Origin of the sequence: Burkholderia sp. DN3021, assembly GCF_049805555.1 — a bacterium.
Taxonomy (GTDB): Bacteria; Pseudomonadota; Gammaproteobacteria; order Burkholderiales; family Burkholderiaceae; genus Burkholderia; species Burkholderia pyrrocinia_C.
In genome coordinates this window covers 139758-158718 of the sequence record NZ_JBNCAB010000002.1, presented here as the reverse complement: position 1 = coordinate 158718, position 18961 = coordinate 139758, and the positions used below count along the sequence as shown (strand labels likewise).

20 protein-coding genes and 1 pseudogene are annotated in these 18961 nt (G+C 64.6%); 6 read left to right on the top strand and 15 right to left on the bottom strand.

Features of this window, described 5'->3' with window-relative positions; all coding sequences use genetic code 11:
• Nucleotides 1–142: 142 nt before the first annotated feature.
• The 6 genes from ACPUER_RS01930 to ACPUER_RS01905 form a co-directional block, all read right to left on the bottom strand.
• Nucleotides 143–931 carry a hypothetical protein gene (locus ACPUER_RS01930; protein WP_425130219.1) on the bottom strand — a complete coding sequence of 263 codons (789 nt, stop codon included), beginning with the start codon at nucleotides 929–931 and terminating at the stop codon, nucleotides 143–145.
• Nucleotides 932–1034: 103 nt separating this feature from the next.
• Nucleotides 1035–2897, bottom strand: coding sequence for a methyl-accepting chemotaxis protein (locus ACPUER_RS01925; RefSeq protein WP_425130218.1), 1863 nt, complete (start codon nucleotides 2895–2897; stop codon nucleotides 1035–1037).
• A 158-nt stretch (nucleotides 2898–3055) separates the two neighbouring features.
• Nucleotides 3056–3715, bottom strand: coding sequence for an OmpA/MotB family protein (locus ACPUER_RS01920; protein WP_425130217.1), 660 nt, complete (start codon nucleotides 3713–3715; stop codon nucleotides 3056–3058).
• Nucleotides 3716–3754: 39 nt separating this feature from the next.
• Nucleotides 3755–4519 carry a flagellar motor protein gene (locus ACPUER_RS01915; protein ID WP_175960529.1) on the bottom strand — a complete coding sequence of 255 codons (765 nt, stop codon included), beginning with the start codon at nucleotides 4517–4519 and terminating at the stop codon, nucleotides 3755–3757.
• A 12-nt stretch (nucleotides 4520–4531) separates the two neighbouring features.
• The gene (locus ACPUER_RS01910) at nucleotides 4532–5770 is read right to left on the bottom strand and encodes a cyclic nucleotide-binding domain-containing protein (protein ID WP_425130216.1); all 1239 of its coding nucleotides are present in this window, start codon (nucleotides 5768–5770) and stop codon (nucleotides 4532–4534) included.
• A gap of 238 nt (nucleotides 5771–6008) precedes the next feature.
• Nucleotides 6009–6671, bottom strand: coding sequence for a glutathione S-transferase family protein (locus ACPUER_RS01905; RefSeq protein ID WP_425130215.1), 663 nt, complete (start codon nucleotides 6669–6671; stop codon nucleotides 6009–6011).
• Nucleotides 6672–6959: 288 nt separating this feature from the next.
• Here ACPUER_RS01905 and ACPUER_RS01900 point away from each other — a divergent pair, with 288 nt between their 5' ends.
• Nucleotides 6960–8297: a polyhydroxyalkanoate depolymerase gene (locus ACPUER_RS01900; RefSeq protein ID WP_425130214.1), complete on the top strand. Its 1338-nt coding sequence runs from the start codon at nucleotides 6960–6962 to the stop codon at nucleotides 8295–8297.
• Nucleotides 8298–8436: 139 nt separating this feature from the next.
• On the opposite strand, the gene ACPUER_RS01895 is transcribed toward ACPUER_RS01900, so the two are convergent.
• The 8 genes and pseudogenes from ACPUER_RS01895 to ACPUER_RS01860 form a co-directional block, all read right to left on the bottom strand.
• The gene (locus tag ACPUER_RS01895; RefSeq protein ID WP_425130213.1) at nucleotides 8437–8907 is read right to left on the bottom strand and encodes a DUF3761 domain-containing protein; all 471 of its coding nucleotides are present in this window, start codon (nucleotides 8905–8907) and stop codon (nucleotides 8437–8439) included.
• A gap of 62 nt (nucleotides 8908–8969) precedes the next feature.
• Nucleotides 8970–9107, bottom strand: coding sequence for an HHHH-motif protein (locus ACPUER_RS01890; protein WP_175960536.1), 138 nt, complete (start codon nucleotides 9105–9107; stop codon nucleotides 8970–8972).
• 313 nt (nucleotides 9108–9420) lie between these two features.
• Entirely contained in the window at nucleotides 9421–9855 is a 435-nt protein-coding gene (locus ACPUER_RS01885; protein WP_072439159.1) for a cupin domain-containing protein, read from the bottom strand.
• Nucleotides 9856–10069: 214 nt separating this feature from the next.
• Nucleotides 10070–10837, bottom strand: coding sequence for an ABC transporter ATP-binding protein (locus tag ACPUER_RS01880; RefSeq protein ID WP_175960538.1), 768 nt, complete (start codon nucleotides 10835–10837; stop codon nucleotides 10070–10072).
• Nucleotides 10838–10861: 24 nt separating this feature from the next.
• On the bottom strand, nucleotides 10862–11575 hold the full coding sequence (locus ACPUER_RS01875; protein ID WP_425130212.1) for an ABC transporter permease: 714 nt from the start codon (nucleotides 11573–11575) through the stop codon (nucleotides 10862–10864).
• The gene (locus tag ACPUER_RS01870) at nucleotides 11572–12261 is read right to left on the bottom strand and encodes an ABC transporter permease (protein WP_175960539.1); all 690 of its coding nucleotides are present in this window, start codon (nucleotides 12259–12261) and stop codon (nucleotides 11572–11574) included. The genes ACPUER_RS01875 and ACPUER_RS01870 overlap by 4 nt, the downstream gene beginning before the upstream one ends.
• Before the next feature lie 68 nt (nucleotides 12262–12329).
• On the bottom strand, nucleotides 12330–13103 hold the full coding sequence (locus tag ACPUER_RS01865; RefSeq protein WP_175960541.1) for an ABC transporter substrate-binding protein: 774 nt from the start codon (nucleotides 13101–13103) through the stop codon (nucleotides 12330–12332).
• Between the two features lie 309 nt (nucleotides 13104–13412).
• Nucleotides 13413–13667, bottom strand: a pseudogene (locus ACPUER_RS01860) (winged helix-turn-helix domain-containing protein); the annotation flags it as partial.
• A gap of 172 nt (nucleotides 13668–13839) precedes the next feature.
• Here ACPUER_RS01860 and ACPUER_RS01855 point away from each other — a divergent pair.
• The 3 genes from ACPUER_RS01855 (at nucleotide 13840) to hutC (ending at nucleotide 16321) form a co-directional block, all read left to right on the top strand.
• Entirely contained in the window at nucleotides 13840–14154 is a 315-nt protein-coding gene (locus tag ACPUER_RS01855) for a hypothetical protein (protein ID WP_310131494.1), read from the top strand.
• 161 nt (nucleotides 14155–14315) lie between these two features.
• Nucleotides 14316–15443 (top strand): porin, encoded by a 1128-nt coding sequence (locus ACPUER_RS01850; protein ID WP_425130211.1) that lies wholly within the window; start codon nucleotides 14316–14318, stop codon nucleotides 15441–15443.
• 182 nt (nucleotides 15444–15625) lie between these two features.
• Nucleotides 15626–16321 carry a histidine utilization repressor gene (hutC, locus tag ACPUER_RS01845; RefSeq protein ID WP_011548284.1) on the top strand — a complete coding sequence of 232 codons (696 nt, stop codon included), beginning with the start codon at nucleotides 15626–15628 and terminating at the stop codon, nucleotides 16319–16321.
• Nucleotides 16322–16330: 9 nt separating this feature from the next.
• On the opposite strand, the gene ACPUER_RS01840 is transcribed toward hutC, so the two are convergent.
• Nucleotides 16331–17572, bottom strand: coding sequence for a glycosyltransferase (locus tag ACPUER_RS01840; protein ID WP_425130210.1), 1242 nt, complete (start codon nucleotides 17570–17572; stop codon nucleotides 16331–16333).
• A 97-nt stretch (nucleotides 17573–17669) separates the two neighbouring features.
• On the opposite strand from ACPUER_RS01840, the gene ACPUER_RS01835 reads away from it, so the two are divergent.
• On the top strand, nucleotides 17670–18290 hold the full coding sequence (locus tag ACPUER_RS01835; protein ID WP_175960546.1) for a TetR/AcrR family transcriptional regulator: 621 nt from the start codon (nucleotides 17670–17672) through the stop codon (nucleotides 18288–18290).
• Between the two features lie 286 nt (nucleotides 18291–18576).
• Nucleotides 18577–18930 carry a hypothetical protein gene (locus ACPUER_RS01830; protein ID WP_425130209.1) on the top strand — a complete coding sequence of 118 codons (354 nt, stop codon included), beginning with the start codon at nucleotides 18577–18579 and terminating at the stop codon, nucleotides 18928–18930.
• The last annotated feature ends 31 nt before the right edge of the window (nucleotides 18931–18961 follow it).

Genomic DNA, 18961 nt, shown 5'->3' with positions numbered 1-18961 from the left:
CCCCGCATGTCAGCGTAATTCAGCCTATGGCTGGTCTGCACGTTTTATAACGCGTTGGGTAGTAGCAGCAACGAACAGTTTGAGTTAGACAGCATATTACAGGGAAATTACCAATACCCAACACCCCCGAGACGATTCATTCCTATTGAACAACGTCATCCACCATCGCCGGCCCTTCGGACACAAGCCGCGGATAGCCCTTCTGCCCCGGAAAATGCTTTGCGAAACACTCCTGCCGCTTTTCCTCGGCAACACGCCCGGCACTACAAGCCGCAATCCCAGGCACAGTCACATCCCTCCAGAGGATATAAACCCGCTCCCCCTGCCTGACCGCCACCGCCAACGTATTCGGCCCCTCCGGCACCCCATCCTGGCTTTCACCCAGCAGCAACGCCTTCAACATCGCATCAGCCGGCGTCCGCTTCACCGGCAACTCAGCAAACCAGAACGCGGCTGCATCATCACTGAACACGTTCGTATAAAACGTCTCGTTATCGAAGATAACGGCAACATCATCCGTCGGCTTGAGCCCCGCATCCGCCGTCGTCACCCAAACCTTCAAAAGTGGAACCGTCGTCACAACAAGATTCACCTTCCCGTCATCCGACTTGAAGGACAGCCCGTCCGGCCCCGGCGTCATCCCGTCGTCGGAAACGACGCTTTCCACGGTACTCCCCACCTTCCCGGAAAACCCTTTCGCCTTGACCGTCCCGACAAGCTTTACCAGCTTCGCATTCAACTCGGCGGTGTATTTCCCGTCCAAATCCGCCCGATCTTCCATCCGAGCCGCATTAACTGCCTCGGCAGTCTTCTTCCGATCCGCGAGATAAGAATCGGTCGGCGACGTAACCGCCTTCGCCCCGACAACAGCGATCGGAGCCAGGAGCACAACCGCCCCCACCCCAACTGTCAGTTTGGAAATGCTTTTCATTCTTCTATGACGTCCCGAAACCAAGCCCGGATGCAAAACGGCTGCCGTGACCCCACGGCAGCCGTCCCTCAGAAACGCCTCATTCTAAAACGCGAAGCAGACTTTATTCATCCACCTTGAACGCCGACACCAGCTTGGTCAATTCCGCCGCCTGCTGTTTCAAACTCTCGGCCGCCGCCGCGCTCTCCTCGACCAAAGCCGCATTCTGCTGCGTCATCTGATCGAGCGACTGTACCGCATCCCCAATCTGATCGATCCCGGCACTCTGCTCCAGGCTAGCCTCAGCAATCTCGCTCATCATCGCGCTAACGCCTTGAACCTGCGAGACGACATCCCTCATCACCTTCCCCGCCTCACTAACCAACCGCGACCCGGTATTCACCGTCCCCGCGCTATGTTCGATCAGCGCCTTGATCTCCTTCGCCGCCTGCGCGCTACGCTGCGCCAGATTCCGTACCTCCGAAGCAACGACAGCAAACCCACGCCCCTGCTCCCCCGCCCGCGCCGCCTCCACCGCGGCATTCAACGCCAGAATATTCGTCTGAAACGAGATGCTATCTATCATCACGATGATCTCGGAGATCCGCTGCGACGCGTCGCTGATCTGCTCCATCGTGCTCACCACCTCACCCACCACCTGCCCGCCGCGCGCCGCCGCATCCGAAGCACCGTTGATCATCTGCGCGGCCGTCGTCGCCGTCTCGGTGTTGTTCCGCACCACGGCCGTGATCTCTTCCATCGACGAAGCCGTCCGCTCCAGGTTGCTCGACTGCCCTTCGGTGCGTTCGCTCAGATCCGCATTCCCCGAAGCGATCTGCGCCGACCCGGTTGCAATCGACGCGGAAGCCGCCCGAATCCGGTGAACCAGCGTCGACAGCGACGACACGAACCGGTTGAACGCATCCGACAACTGCCCGATCTCGTCCTGGCTCTCGACCGTCATCCTGCGCGTCAGGTCACCCTGGCCGCTCGCAATCCCCGACAGCAACGTAGCCGCACGCCGGATCGGCGCGGCAATCGCGCGCCCGACCAGCCAGATCACGAGCAGCGCGACACCCAGCCCCACCACGGCCGCGACCAGCGCCGCGCTGCGGATCGCACTCGTCACCGGCCCGAGCAGTTCCGCCTGCGGCACCTCGACGACGACATACGCATTCAACTCCGGAATGAACGACGTCGCGATGAAGCGCGCGCCGCCGTCGCCGTTGTAGCTCAGGTACGCATACGGCTTGCCGGCCAGCAGCGTCGACGACGCATCGTCAGGCAGCCCCGGCTGATCCTTCATGAAATGCTTGCCGTCGATCAGCGACGTATCGCGATGCATCATGATCGCGCCGTCGGGACGCACGAGATACGCGAATCCGGTCTCGCCGATCCGGTAAGCGGCAATGCCCTTCGCGAGCGCATCGACGGACAGGCTCATGCTCGCCGCGCCGACCGGCACGCCGTCGAGTTCGACGCGGCTGTTGATGAACATCATGTAGCCGCCGACGGTCACCTCGTGATCCATGTTCACGTCGAACGCCTTGCCGGACGACAGGAAACTGGTCAGCCACTGATCCTTGTCGGTCACCTTCCGCTGCAGGCCGGCTTCGTTGTAGTAGTTGCCGCTCTTCACCGACACCCACTGCACGGACGCCGCCTTCTGCTCGTCCTTCACGTTCTTCGCGAGCTGGATCCAGTTGCGCGTGCCGGCGTCGGGCTCGCCATCTGCTTCCCATTGCAGCAGGAACGCATCGCGCGCGAGAATGCGGGACGCGGCGATCGGCCCGGCCATCTGACGCTGCACGTCGGCGCGAATGCCGCTCACGGCGGTCGGCAACTCTTCGCGGACGACGCGGTCACGCACCGCGTTGCCGATCAGGCGGATGCTCAGTCCGCTCGAAATCGCGACGAACACGAGCAGGCAACTCGTCATGCTGAGAATCAGCTTGTTCTGAATGGAAAGCTTGCGCCAGAAATGCATGGGGAACCCTCGATAACCGCTCGGTCTGAGCCAGTTTGGGTTATCGGCATGCACGCGCAGAAGCGCATCGCTGATTTCAGATGTCGATCATGCGAGATTCGTTATGTCGTTGACAGGCGGGCATATGCGGCCGCCTATACGTGCACGATCAGCGCGAATCAATACGCAACAAAGATCGTCACGCGCCGATTCCGCGCCCGCGCGGCGGCATCGTCGCCCGTCACGAGCGGCTGCGTATCGGCCCGCCCGATCGCCGCGAGCCGGTGCGGCGCCACGCCGCGCTCGGTCAGATAGCGCACGACACTCCCCGCGCGCGCCGACGATAGCTCCCAGTTCGATTCGTATTTCGCGTTCGCAATCGGCACGTTGTCCGTATGCCCTTCGACGAGAATGTCGCCGGTCGCGTGCTCGCTCAGTGCCTGCGCGATCTGATTCAGCACGGGCGGCGAATCGGGCAGCAAGTGCGCATCTCCGACGTTGAACAGAATCTTCGCGTCGATGCCGATCTCGACGCCGTGCGGTGCCTTCACCAACGAAATCCTGCCGTTCGCCTTCAACTTGTCGAGCAACGCGAGCCAGGCCGGCGCGCGCTCGGGCAAAGCAATACTCGCAGCGCCACCGGCATGTCGCGCGAGCGTCTGGTATCGCGCGTCGAGCGCGTTGTATTTCGCGAGCTGGAGCACATACAGCGCGAGAAACAGCACCATCAGCGTCGTGATCAGATCCGCGTATGAAATCAGCCAGCGCCCGGAGTGCGCGCCTTCGGCTTCATCGTCGTCGCGATCGGCGGTAGCCGCGCCGTCAGTTCGGGCTGTCATACCGAAGATCCCTGTTTGTCGTACCGCAAACGCAGCACATCACGCGAGCGACTCGGCCGCACGCCCGCGCACATCACCGGTCAGCCGCGTTTCGATCGTATGCGGCGACTCCTTGCGCGAGATCGCGAGCAATCCGTCGAGATACAGCTTGCGAAACCGCAGCTCGCTATCGATCTGCGCGCGCAGCTTGCCGTAAAGCGGCAGAAACACGAGGTTCGCAAACGCCAGCCCGTACAGCGTCGCGATGAATGCAACCGCGATGCCCGGCCCGAGTTGCGCCGGTTCGAGAATATGGCTCGTCACCTGCACGAGCCCGAGCACCGATCCGAGAATGCCGAATGTCGGTGCATAACCGCCGGCCTGCTGCCATACGCGCACGGCGGCCAGCCGGCTGCGCTCGTATGCGTCGAGTTCGCGCTGCAATGCATCCTCGAGCACGGCGGTCGACACGCCGTTCGCCAGCAGTTCGAGCCCGCGGCGCGCAAACGGATGAATGCCGCTCACGTCCATCGACTCGAACGCAAGCAGCCCGTCGAGCTTCGCGCGGTCGCCCCATTCGAGCAGGTCGGACAGGTGCTTGCGATCGACCTCTCTCGCGCGCACGAACGCGAGCCGCAACTGCTTCACCGCGTCGAAAAAACGTGCCCAGGTGTTCTGGATCATCACCGCGCCGAGCGTGCCGCCGAGCACGATGACGAGCGCCTCGAACTGGAACAGCATCGAAAAATGCCCGCCTTCCAGCGCGAAACCGAACACGATCGCCGCGCCGCCCAGCACCACACCGGCCAAGGTCAACAGATCCATACGCCTCCCGTGTCACGCATCCGACGCCACGGACGCCGCGCCCGTCGCCGGCGCCTTGGCCGCGCGCACGGCATCCAGCACGCGCTGCTCGATATCCTCGATCTCGATCGGATCGAGCTTGAGCTCGCGGCGCATCACCCACGACACCTCGTTGCGCCGCGCCTCGGTCATCACGGAAAACAGCTTGTCGGCCACCGCGCGATCGTCGAGGTTCGCGATCAGCTTCGCGAGATCGTACGTATCGAACGCGCTGATCACGTCGAACAGCGTGCGCTGGTCGACCCACACGAGATCCTCCAGCGCGCGCACGTCGCCGCCGCGACGCGCGTTGCGCCGCGAGAAATACGCGACGCCCTTTTGCTCGACGTAACTGAGCACCTTCGATTTGCGGAACGCGAACACTTCGTCGGCGATCTCGCCGTTCGACAGCTTGTTGAGCAACAGCGTCTTCTCGACACCGATCAGCGATTCGAGATCGGCCAGTTCGATGAGCTCGAGTTCGCTGTTGATCGACAGGTCGAGATCGTGGTCCGCGACCTGCTGCGCGCGATCGATCACGCGCGAGGCATCGAACGTGACGACCTGGCGCGCATCCGACGAAGCCGCGTAGTCGGCTGCACCGCCGACATGGTCGGCCTGCGCGGCTTCGATCGTGACGAGATTGAGCTTCTCCATGCGTCGCAGCATCGCGAGCACGTGCGGTCGCGAGTGGCCCGCAATCGCGCGGCATTTGCGGATCACTTCGGCGAGCGGCACCGAGGTTGCGGTCGCATGGGCCTGCATCGGCCTGCGCGCCCACCCATCGCCGGATTCGCGCGCATCGGCGCCGGCCATCAGCGACAGCACATGCGCATACGACAGCACGCCGGGCATGAAGTCCGCATGCGTGTAGGTCGCGAGCTGGTCGTCCTTGCGCTTCACGCGCCGGATCATCGTTCGCACGATATGGCGCAGCAGCGCGGACACGCGCTCGATTTCTTCATCGAGCATGCCGGCCGGCACGACCGTGAGTTGACAGAACGAAAGCGCCTTCGCGGTATGGGCGCGCGGCTCGGCGGCGAGCAGCGCCGACTCGCCGAAGAACTCGCCGCGGCCGAGCGTCGCGACGATGACGCGCTTGTCGTCGCATCGCGTGGACAGCTCGACCTTGCCGTCGGTGATCAGAAAGATCACGGGCTCGCCCGCGAAGCCCTCCGAGTAAATGATTTCTCCGGGCGCCGCTGTACGCGTCCACGATTGCTGACGATTCACGTCGATTCCCCTGCTGCGCTGGTTATTGCAGACTGCGCGCCGCACGTCGAAAGCATGCGTGTCGCGAGTCGTCCCCGTGACTCGTTTACGTCATCGGGCTCAACATCCTTTAGGGAATTCGCACTCGGTCTAACCCGGAATCAAGGTAAAACGTTTGCGCATTGCGCAGCTGCATCGAAAACCCAATTTCGATGCTTGCGCGTGTAGTGCAATTGAAAGCACGCCGCGATCGCGCGCATCAAAACTCCATGTCGAGTTCGTCGATGTCTTCCTGCTCCGCCTTCGCCGCGTCGATCCACTCGGCGACGAACGGATGCGCGAGCACACGCATGCAGTACTCGGCGATATCCGGCTCCAGCTTCACGTCGTAGGTCAGGAAGCGCGTGACGACCGGCGCATACATCGCGTCGGCAATGCCGATCTCCGCGCCGAACAGCCAGGGCCCGCCATACGCGGCCAGAGACTCGTGCCAGATCGTCACGATCCGCTCGATGTCGTGCTGCGCGCGCGACCAGATCCGGAAGCCGGGGAAATGCGCGCGCAGGTTCATCGGCAGCGCGGATCGCAACGCGCTGAAACCGGAATGCATCTCGCCGCAGATCGACCGGCAATGCGCGCGCGCATGCCGGTCTTCAGGCAGCAGCCGCGCCTGCGGCCGGATTTCGTTCAGGTATTCGGCGATCGCGAGGGTATCCCACACCTTGTTGCCGTCGTGCGTCAGGCATGGAACGAGGATCGACGGCGACAGCAGCAGCAGCTCCGCGCGCGACGCGGCATCGATCGGTACGCTGACGGTGTCGAACGCAAGCCCGCTCAGCTTCGCGAGCAGCCAGCCGCGCATCGACCACGACGAGTAATTGCGGCTGCTGATGGTCAGCGTCGTCTGTCCGGTGGATTCCATGTCGCTCCCCTGCTGAAAGCCGTTCGTGCCCCTGCACCGAAAGCGGACGCCGCACCCGTCACCCGCACCACGCCTGTGCGGCATATTCGCCGAACTGGCGCGGCGCCGCACGGTATTGCAGCACGGGCCGCGCGCCGGACCGGCGTGGCAATGCATCGCCTTCTGCCGTCCGTCGTCGCGCGCCACCTGCGCCACCGCGTTCCCGAACCGCACGCAACGCGCGTGCCAATCGGACGCTGGCACACGGCTTGCCTCGTTTATTGCAACGCAGCGCAACGAGCGACGGTCATGAACCTGCTTGCCTATCCGTTCTACCAATGGTCTGCAGAATGCCTGCGCCCGGCGCGCGCATGGGCGGCCACCACGCGCGCGACGATGTCGCTGTGGCCGGCCTCCACGTCGACACCGACAGGCCGCATGCTCGACGCGCTGTGCGAACTGCTCGAATGCTGCGCGTTCTCGCACCGGCGTCCGCCGTTCGGGATCGACTCGATCGTCGTCGACGGAGAAACGGTGCCGATCGTCGAGGAAGCGGCCGCGGCCACGCCGTTCGGCACGCTGCTGCATTTCCGCAAGGCGCTGCCGGTCGCGCGCCAGCCGCGCGTGCTGATCGTCGCGCCGATGTCCGGGCATTTCGCGACGCTGCTGCGCGGCACGGTGCACACGATGCTGGCCGACCACGACGTGTACATCACCGATTGGCACAACCCGCGCGACATCCCGCTGACGGCCGGGCGCTTCGGTTTCGACGAATACGTCGAGCATGTGATCGACTTCATCCGCCAGGTCGGCCCGGACACGCATGTGCTCGCGATCTGCCAGCCGACCGTCGCCGCGCTCGCGGCGGTCGCGCTGATGGCCGCCGGCGGCGATCCGGCGCAGCCCGCGAGCCTGACGCTGATGGCCGGCCCGATCGACTGCCGCGTGAATCCGACGAAGGTCAACGCGCTCGCCACGAGCCAGTCGATCGAATGGTTCGCGAAGAACCTGATCAGCGTGGTGCCGACGGGCTTCGTCGGTGCGCAGCGGTGCGTGTATCCGGGCTTCGTGCAGGTCGGCGCGTTCATGTCGATGAACCCCGACCGGCATGCGGCGTCGTTCGCCGATTTGTATTACCAGCGCGCGAAAGGCGACCCCGCGAAAGCCGACACGCTGAGGCGTTTCTACGACGAATACTTCGCGACGGCCGATCTCACCGCGGAGTTCTATCTGGAAACGGTCGAGAAGGTATTCCAGCAATACGCGCTCGCGCGCGGCGAACTGACGGTCGGCGACACGCTCGTCGAACCGGCGGCGATTCACCGCACCGCGCTATTGACGATCGAAGGCGAGAAGGACGATATCTGCGCGGTGGGCCAGACGGTGGCCGCGCAGGAGCTGTGTTCGGGGTTGCCGTCGTATCTGAAGACGCACCACGTGCAGACGGGCGCGGGCCACTACGGCGTATTCAACGGCAGTCGCTGGGAAACGCAGATCTATCCGATCGTGCGCGCGACGATCCACGACAACGAACCGTACGATCGCACCGCGGATGCGGAAGGCGACGCGAACGGCGCGCGCTACGTCACGTTGCGTGCGCTGCTCGATGCGCGCGCAACCGAGCACGATACGGCGACCGAAACATAATCGCATCGTGCGCACTGAACCGGTGCTGCGACGCAACCGCCGGCGTTGCAAATGAATCGCCCCGCCGGGGCGGCGGGGCGTGATTTCGTGCAGCGTTCAGACGACGCGCAAGCGAATGAACTCGCGCGCCCTGCCCGCGTTACGAACAGGCCTTGCCGTGCGACGCGTGGAAGCCCTTCGCCTTCGCATCCGCTTCCGACATGTAGCTGCCGTGCTTCGTCTTGCCGTAGTACTTGTCGGTCGAGCAGTGATAGACCTTCGTGCTGTCGTTGGCCCACACCTTGCCCGCGCCGCCGCCCGGCGCCGCTGCGGCGGTCGTCGCGGGGGCGCTCTTCGCGGGCGCGGAACCGGACGCGGCGGCAGCGGAAGCCGCCGTCGCAGGCGCCATCGCGGCCGGCGCGCTGGCCGCAGCCGACGACGATGCGCCGTACCAGGTCTTCACACCCTTGTGGCCTGCACATGCGCCCTTCTTCGATGCGCCCGAGTAGAACGAGCCGTCCTTGCACAGACCGGTCGTGCCGGCCGGCGCGCTGGCCGGAACCTGCGCGAACGCACCGATCGACACCCCCATGCCGGCGACGAGCGCGGCGATCAACATTGTCTTTTTCATAGTCCTCTCCTGATTTGCCTGAATGGTGAAAGCGTCCCGGGCATCCCCGGGGAAAGCCACGGTTACCGCACCCAGCGGCACATGCGATGGTGGTGATGATCGAAATGGCACACACGGTGCGAATGGGCTTCGGCAAGCGCCGGAGCGAGAACGGCGCATGTCACTGCGGTGGCCGTCAGGATCTTCGCGATGCGCTTCATGGAACTCTCCCGGGTAGTCAGCCGGTAATCCGGCTGGTACCTCCTTAACGCCGGCCGTCGACGGGCCGTGCACCGCGCAGCCCGCAATTGACGATCTTTGACACCACGTAACAATCCGTCACGCGAAGCTGACGAATCTCTTTCCTTTCTTTCCGGATCTTCAGCTTCCCGCCCCTTCGGAATTCGAATGGTCAGCGGAGCACGCGGCGGCTTCCGGGAAGGATCAACAAAAAAACCGCCCGAAGGCGGTCTGTCGCAAACGTGCGCACGATGCGCGTCGGTCGGTGCACGCGCGCGTCGGAAAACCGCGCAGCTACGCGCCCGTCTCGCCCCACGGCGTCGGGGGGGGCACGGCGCACGGCCCTTCGACGTCGATCGACTTGAAATCGGCGGGCCCGACGATCTCCAGATACTCCATGTCCGGCGAGTAGTCGAACAGGTAGTGGACGATCCCCGGCGCCTGATGCACGCAATCGCCGGCGGACACCAGCGTTTCCTGCTCGCCGTACATGAAGCGCGCCCAACCCTTCAGCATGAACACGATATGGAACTCGGCCTCGTGACGGTGCCAGCCGGTGCCCGCCGTCGGTGCATGATTCGCCCTGACGAGTTGCGCGACGACCTTGCCGTTCGTCGCGGCCGCGATGCCGAGATCGCGATACAGGAAGAAGTCGCGCAGGCCTTCGCCTTGATACGCGGTGTCCTGCGGCTTCACGTGGGAAAAATGGGTTGTAGTCGGTGTGCTCATCGTGGTGCTCCTTCATCGAAAGGATCAAGCCTGACAAGCACTTAGCGTTCCAGTTTGCGACGGCGCGAAGCCGTGCAGGTTACCGCTCGTGCGTGCCGCGCAGCGGCCCTTGACGGACGCGCTCGCGCAACTGTAAGCGTACTTCAATCTCCGCATCGCCCGGGGACGCCATTGCGGCTTCACGGGCGATGCACAACGCTGCCTGCTTGCTTACTTACTTCAACCGCCCCGACAAAAACTGCCCGAGCCGTTCGCTCTTCGGATTCACGAGAATCTCCTGCGGATTCCCTTCCTCCTCGATCTTCCCCTGGTGCAGGAAGATCACGTGATTCGACACGTTGCGCGCGAAGCCCATCTCGTGCGTGACGACGACCATCGTGCGGCCCTCCTCGGCGAGCTTCTGCATCACCTTCAGCACTTCGCCCACCAGTTCCGGATCGAGCGCCGACGTCGGCTCGTCGAACAGCATCACTTCCGGCTCCATCGCCAGCGCGCGTGCAATCGCAACTCGCTGCTGCTGGCCGCCCGACAGGTGCGACGGATACATGCCCTCGACGCGCGGCGCAAGACCGACCTTCTCCAGATACTTGCGTGCCCGCGCGACGGCCTCGTCCTTGCCGATCCCAAGCACGGCCATCGGCGCCTCGATCACGTTCTCGAGCACCGTCATGTGTGCCCACAGGTTGAAGTGCTGGAACACCATCGACAGCTTCGTGCGCATCCGCTGCAGCTGCTTCTGGTCGGCCACGCGCAGCGCCCCGTTGCGGTCGCGCGTGGTCTGGATCGGCTCGCTGCCGATCGTGATCTGCCCCGAGCACGGCTGCTCGAGGAAGTTGATGCAGCGCAGGAACGTGCTCTTGCCGGAGCCGCTCGAGCCGATGATGCTGATCACGTCGCCGGCCTTCGCCTTCATCGACACGCCCTTCAACACCTCGTTGTCGCCGAATTTCTTGTGCAGGTTATCGACTGTGAGCTTGTACATGCTTGGTCCTTCGTTGCGAATGCATTAATGGCCGCGCGACGAGAGGTACGCGAGCCAGCGCGTCTCGAGCTTGCGGAATGCCCAGATGAGCGCGAACACGACGGCGGCGTACAGCACGGCGGCGATGCCGTAGGCCTGGAACGACATGTACGTCGCCGAATTGACGTCGCGCGTGACCTTCAGGATGTCGGGAACGGTCGCGGTGAACGCGAGCGTGGTCGCGTGCAGCATCAGGATCACCTCGTTGCTGTAGCTCGGCAGCGAGCGGCGCAGCGCGGAAGGCAGGATGATCCGCGTATAGAGCTTGAAGCGCGACATCCCGTAGGCTTGCCCGGCCTCGATCTCGCCGGCCGACGTCGCCTTGATCGCGCCCGCGAAGATCTCCGTCGCATACGCGCATTCGTTCAGCACGAACGCAAGCAGCGTGCAGTTCATCGCGTTGCGGAAGAACGTGTCGAGCAGCACGTGATCGTGCACGACCTGCAGGCTATAGATGCCCGTGTAGCACATCAGCAGCTGCACGTAGAGCGGCGTGCCGCGGAACACGTACGTATAGAGCCACACGGGGCCGGAGATCCAGCGGTTCGACGATGCGCGCGCGATCGCGAGCGGCACGGCCAGCGCGAAGCCGAGCGCGATCGACACGACCAGCAGCCACAGCGTGATCGCGAGGCCGCTGAAGCGGTAGCCGTCGGTGTACAGATAGCTTTGCCAGTATTGGCCGATGAGTTCGATCACAGTGCGAGCCTCCGGACGCCGACGGAATAACGCTTCTCGAGGTGATGCAGCACGACGTTGGATACCGTCGTGATCGCGAGGTAGATCGCGCCCGCGGCCAGCGTGAAGAAGAAGAAATCGAGCGTGCTCTTGCCCGCGTCCTGCGACGCCTTGACCACGTCGGCGAGGCCGATGATCGACACGAGCGCGGTGGCTTTCACGAGCACCTGCCAGTTGTTGCCGATGCCGGGCAGCGCGAAGCGCATCATCTGCGGGAACAGGATGCGATGAAACACGCGCCAGCCGCCCATTCCGTACGCGAAGCCGGCTTCGAGCTGGCCGCGCGGCACCGCGAGGAACGCGCCGCGGAACGTCTCGGTGAAGTACGCGCCGTAGATGAAGCCGAGCGTCACGACGCCGGCCACGAACGGATCGATGTCGATCTGGTCCCAGCCGATCAGGTCGGTCGCGTTGTTCAGCAGGATCTGGATCCCGTAGAACAGCAGCAGCATCAGCACGAGGTCCGGCACCGCGCGGATCAGCGTCGTATAGAAAGTGCCGATCGACTTGAGCACGCGATTGGTCGACAGTTTCGCCGCCGCGCCGGCGAGCCCCAGCACGAGCGACGCGGCGAGCGACAGCACCGCGAGCTTCACGGTCTCGACCGTGCCGGCCCACAGCAGCGGGCCAAATCCCTGGAAAATCATGTCAGCGTATCCCGATCCGGAAAGACAGGCGGCGCAGCGCGGCCGAAGCCGCGTGCGCCGAAAAAGCGTCAGCCGCCGTAGACGTCGAACGCGAAGTACTTCTTCTCGAGCTTCTTGTACGTGCCGTCCTTCAGCATCGCGGCGATCGCCGCGTCGATCTTCGCCTTCAGGTCGGCGTCGTCCTTGCGCAGGCCGATGCCCGCGCCGTTGCCGAGCGTCTTCGGATCGTCGATGTCGCCGCCGGCGAACTGGAAGTTCGCGCCGCGCGGCGTCTTCAGGAAGCCGATATCGGCCTGCACCGCGTCCTGCAGCGCCGCGTCGAGGCGGCCGGACATCAGATCCTGGTACACGCCGTCCTGGTTCTGGTAAGGCACGACCTGCACGCCCTTCGGCGCCCAGTAGGCTTTTGCGTAGGTTTCCTGAATGGTGCCCTGCTCGACGCCGACCGACTTGCCCTTCAGCGATTCGGCCGTCGGCAGCAGGTTCGCGCCTTTCTTCGCGACGAGGCGCGTCGGCGTGTTGAACAGCTTGTCGGAGAACGCGATCTGCTCGGCACGCGCCGGCGTCATCGACATCGACGACAGTACGCCGTCGAACTTCTTCGCCTTCAGCGCCGGAATCATCCCGTCGAAGTCGTTCTCGATCCACACGCATTTCGCCTTCAGGCGGGCGCAGATCTCGTTGCCGAGATCGACGTCGAAGCCGACCACCTTGCCGCTTGCGTCCTTCGATTCGAACGGCGGATAGCTGGCGTCGACGCCGAACCGGATCGTCGACCAATCCTTGGCGTGGGCACCGACCGCGATGCAGGCAAGGGCAATACTGAGCGCGAGTTTCTTCATGGCGTTCCTGTCAGAGGCGAACTGGGCAGGGGTCCCGTCGGGCAGCCCGCACCGGCGCCGCCGGCACGGCGGCTTCGCCGCGACCCCTTCCAACCCGGAAATCGCCCTGTCTAGCGACGCTCCAAGTTGTACATACAACTTTGCCTTTTCACGGGCATCGCCAGCAATCCGTGTTTATCTCTAATTGTCGGACGATTATGATCATGCGTCGAAATTTTCCTTAAATTTCAATTAACTATGGATTCCGCGATGCTGAATTCCGGCTTTCTCGATGCGTAAGGGAGCGGCCGGAAGGCACGCAACACCCGTCTAGACCTCGCGGGTCGCGCCGACCGTTTCCAGTCCGACCAGCCGGTAGCCGAACTGCAGTTCCGTCAGCAGGTGCCGCGGCCTCGCCGACACCGGTTCGAGTTTCTGCCGCAGGTTGGTCATGTACACGCGCACGTAGTGCGCGCGGTCCGCGTCGTGAATGCCCCACACCTCGGCCAGCAGTTGCCGCGCGGCGATCACGCCGCCGCGCGCGCGAATCAGCGCGGCGAGCAGCCGGAATTCGAGGCGCGTCAGAAATAAAAAATCTGTAAAGACGAAAACCGGCGGGCATGGTGTTTTTTTATGCGTTCTTTTCAGGGCCAGTGCGAGTCTATACACCGTATCGTCACGGCGATTCCTAGAATGGGCGCCATGTCCACACGAGATCTCCGCGGCGCGGAGCACGATGCGACCCGGGGATGAACGCATGAAACCGACCAGAACCGAATCCGCTGCTTCACGCGAGCTGCCGCCCGTTCGTTCGCGGCGCCGGTGCCCCGCGGACGAACTCGTGCTGCTGTCGATCCACGTCGAATCGGACAATCTCGCCGTCGTGCGGCGCCTGCTGCATCAGGCTGTCGGCGCCGCGCTCAATTTCTATACGGCCGCGATCGACAAGCGCACCGGACGCGCGTGCATCGAGCTCGAAGTCGCGCGGTCGCAGGCGTCGCCGGCCATCATGGAGATACTCCGCCTGCTGCCGGCTGCCGAGTTCGGCACGATCCGCCTGTTGCAGCACTAGCCGGCAGCCGTTTCGGCTGCGCGACGCCTCCCTTTCATCGATTCGAACGCACGCATCCGGCACGAACGGGCGCGGTTCTACACGAACCGAACGCGTTCGCGCCGGCGCACGCGACGGATCGCCGTTCCCGTCGTTACGGGCCTTTCCAGGAAGCACAATCCATGAAAAAAGCAGTCGTCGGTACCCTCTCCCTCGCGTTATTCGGCGCCGCCGCGCATGCGCAAAGCAGCGTCACGCTTTACGGGATGCTGGATGCCGGTATCGCCTATACGAACAACCAGTCGGGCAAAAGCGTGTGGCAGCAAGGCAGCGGCCTGCTGTCGAATACGGTCTTCGGGCTGAACGGCAACGAGGATCTCGGCGGCGGCCTGCACGCGCTGTTCCGCCTCGAGAACGGCTTCAACCTGAACAACGGCACGCAGTCCTACCGGAACACGATGTTCGGCCGCCGCGCGTACGTCGGCCTGCAAAGCGACCAATACGGCGCGCTGACGCTCGGCCGGCAGTACGACTCCGTGGTCGACTATCTCGGCCCGCTGGCAATGGCGAACAACGGCGACGGCAACAACCTCGCGTCGCATCCGTTCGACAACGACAACATCGACGATTCGTTCTACATCGACAACGCGGTGAAATACACGAGCCCGACGCTCGCCGGCTGGCAGTTCGGCGGCCTGTACGGGTTCAGCAACGCGGCCGGCGGCTTCGCGAACAATCGCGCGTACAGTGCGGGCGTGTCGTATGCGAACGGGCCGGTCAGTCTCGGCGCCGCGTACCTGCAGCTCAACCGCGGCGGGCTGACGGCGAGCGGTGCGCTGTCGACGAACGATGGTCCGAACTTCCCCGCCGTGCGTCAACGCGTAGTGGGCGCCGGCGGCAGCTATGCGTTCGACCGGCTGACGGTCGGCGCACTGTGGACGCATTCGATGTTCGACGAAACGGCCGCGTCGTCGCTGCCCGGCGCGCTGAACGCGCTGCGCTTCGACAACTACGAGATCAATGCGCGCTATGCGCTGACCCCGGCGGTCTCGTTCGCGGGTGCCTATACGTTCACCGAAGGCCGCTACGACGACGCGGCCGGCAGCCACCGGCCGAAATGGCACCAGGTGACGCTGATGGCCGACTACGCGCTGAGCAAGCGCACCGACGTGTATGCGGAAACCGTGTACCAGCACCAGTTCGGCGTGCCGTCGGGCGCGCCGCTCGGGTTCGCGAACGTCACCGGGCTCGCGGCTTCGTCGACGAACACGCAGGTGGTCGCGACGGTCGGCATCCGGCATCGGTTCTGACCGCGCGCAGGCTATCGAAGGCCGGTCGCCCTGTGCAATCCCGCATGGACGCGCGCCGGCCGAACAGGGATCATTCGGGGAATCCGGGCCCGCGCGCCCGCGAAACCGGTACACTCGGCGCCGGGCGCGCGCCGGATCGGCATTCGGTGGCGGGCCGCTGCCGACTCTCGAATCGCGATCCCATGACCACACCGATCTATCAGGAAATCAAGGACTTCATCCTCGCGCGCATTCATGCCGGCGAATGGGCGGAAGGAGACCAGGTGCCGTCGGAGAACGAGCTCGCGCGCGAATTCAACGTCGCGCGGATGACCGTCAACCGCGCGCTGCGCGAGCTGACGGCCGAACAGGTGCTCACGCGCACGCGCGGCTCGGGCACGTATGTCGCATCGCCGAAGTACGAATCGACGCTCGTCGCGATCCGCAGCATCTCCGACGAAGTCGCCGCGCGCGGCCACGGCTATCGCGCGCAGGTGCTGCAGGTCGGCGCGGCCGTCGCCGATGCGAAGCTCGCCGACGAGCTGCAGCTCGACACCGGCAGCCCGATCTTCCATTCGCGCGTGCTGCACTTCGAGAACGACACGCCCGTGCAGCTCGAGGAGCGCTGGGTCAATCCGGCCTGCGCGCCCGAATACGCATTGCAGGACTTCACGACGACGACGCCGAACCAGTACCTGACGCGCGTGGCACCGCTGCAGCGCGTGGAATACCGAATCGAGGCCGCGATGCCCGACGCCGAAACGCGCCGCCATCTGACGATGGACGACCGCGAACCGTGCCTGCTGCTGCATCGGCGCACGTGGTCGCAAGGGTTGGTCGCGTCGGTCGCCAATCTGTGGCACCCGGGCAGCCGTTACCGGTTCACCGGGCATTTCTGACGCGCGGCCTCACCGCGCGCCGGGGCGCGCCCATCGCTCGAGCGCGCCGACCGCCAGCTTCAAGCCGTCCTCCTGAGCGATACGGGCACCGAGTGCCGTTGCTCGCGCCTTCGCGTCGCCGCGTTCGGCAAACGCGATCGCCCGCGCAAGCGCGGCCGCGTCCACGCGCCGCCCCGCGACCGGCGCATCCGCGATGCCGAGCCGCTGCAACCGGTTCGCCCAGAAGAACTGATCGCCCGCGAACGGCACGACGACCGACGGAATGCCGGCCCGCGCGGCCGAATGCGTAGTGCCCGATCCGCCGTGATGAATCGCCATCGACACGCGCGGGAACAGCCAGTCGTGCGGCGTATCGCCGATCACGCGTACATGCGCCGGCAGCAGCGACGCATCGATGCCGCTCCAGCCCGGATAGAACAGCGCGCGGCGGCCGTCGAGCGCACGCGTCAGCGCGTCGGCCATCGCGGCCCGGTCGAAACCGGCCATGCTGCCGAAGCCGATGTACACCGGCGGATCGCCCGAGTCCAGAAACGCGGAGAGTTCGGACGGCGGTGCCCATGCGCGCGCATCGATACGCCATTGCCCGCATGCAAGCACCTGCGACGGCCAGTCGGCCGGGCCGGACAGCAGCGCCGGCGATACGCCGTACAGCATCGGATGATCGGTCCATACCTGCTTGCGCGGCGGCAGCCCGCACACGCTTGCGCGCGCCGCATTCGTTGCCTCCCTGAACGCCTGCCAAAGCAACGCATTGACGAACCGGTGGCTCGCGCGGTTCAGCCAGCGCGGCAGCTTGCCCGACGGCAGGAACGGCGACGCGAATTCGGCAGTGGGCGTGATCGGGATCATGCCGGCGCCGATCGCCGGCACGCGACGATATTCGGCGACCGACAACCCGACGAACGAAGCGAGCCCCGACACGAGGATCGCGTCGCAACCGGCCGACACGTCGGCGACTTCGCGCATCCATGCAGCCGTGTTCGCATTCGCGATCGCCGCGAGCGCCTTCGACGTATCGTTGAAACCGCCGCTCCCGCGCACCGCGTCCGACAACGCGCCGTCCGGTGCGATCGCGCGGCGGATATCGCCGGACAACGGCGCCGACGGCACGCCGAGCGCGTCGGCCGAACCGAGCGTCGCGGCATCGGCCAGCAGCCGCACATCGTGGCCGGCATCCATCAGCGCGCGGCCGAGCGCCGCGAGCGGGCGCGTATCGCCTTCGGTGCCGTAGGTGGCGATGACAAGCTTCATGCGTGACTCCTCGTTCCATCGACGGGAATTGGTGGATCTCAAAAAATGCACGTCGTATACTAATGCAACTCATGCACGTTCAGCAGATCCCCCCATCATGCCGATTCCAACCGAAGATCCGGGCCGCCGCGCGCGCAAGCGCATCCAGATGCTCGCGCATCTCGCCGCCACCGGCGCGCGCCTGTTCGATGCGCACGGCTACGAAGCCGTCACGATGGAACAGATCGCCGCGCAGGCCGATGTCGCGAAGCGCACGCTGTACAACCACTTTCCGACGAAGGAAGCCGTGCTCGCGCACTGGCTCGAAGGCGAGCTCGCGCGTGACCTCGCGCATCTGCAACGCGACGTCGCGCGGCGCAAGACCTTTGCGTCGCGCATCGGCTGCGTGCTCGACGCATCGGCCGCATGGTGCGAGCAGCATCCGGTGTACCTGCTCGCGTATCTGCGGCACCGCTTCCTGAGCATCGGTACGGTCGATCCGGAAAACGGCGGGGAGAACGGCAGCGATATCGCGCTGGTGTGGCGGCAACTGATCGCCGCGGGGCAGCAATCCGGCGAACTGAACACAACGCTGCGGGCCGACCAGCTCGCGACGTGGTTCCATCACCTGTATCTCGCGGCGATGCTGCGCTGGTTGACGGTGCCGGGGCTGTCGCTGAAACGGGAGTTTCAGTCGGTCGCGAAGTTGTTTATTGAAGGCGCGCAAGCGAAAAGCTGAGCGCATTGGCCCGCGATCCGGAACAGTATCCGGAATGGTTGCTGCCGAATGCATCGGGCGCCACGCAACCCGTCGACATGCCGCATCCGGCGAGTGCCGCACGTTGAATGCGTCGCGCAGCGCATACGGTTTTTCACGATGAATGCACGCACTGCATGCCAAATGTGCCGCGCAGCAGTATGCTGGTGTCGAACGGCTGCGCACGGTGCATCGGGTAATCCCGTAATTCGCACGTTGTCGCGCCGCCGTCGCGACCGCAACCATGCGTTGCAAGGAGGGATTCGTGATGGCTACCACGCATCAGCACTTCCACCTCGAACTACGGCACGCCACCGCGCCGACCTATTTCATCAGCTACCTGTTTCCCGCCTTGCTGTTCATTTACGAACTGCTGCGCGTCGGCCAGTGGATCCGCGATCACGGGATGCAATTCGCCGCGTTCAAGCAGATGGGTTACGAGTATCTGCTGATGCTGCTGTTCGTCGGGCTGCAGATCGTCGTCGAGGCGATCTTCCTGCTCGGCGCCGCGATGCGCCGCGACAATCGCGACTTCGAGCACCGGCTGCCGAACGTGATCCTCGGCATCGGCTGCTCGATCGCGCTGCTCGCGATCGACCTCGCGATCCAGCTGGCGTTTTGACAGCCGGCGGGCACTGGGCCGCCGGTTGCAT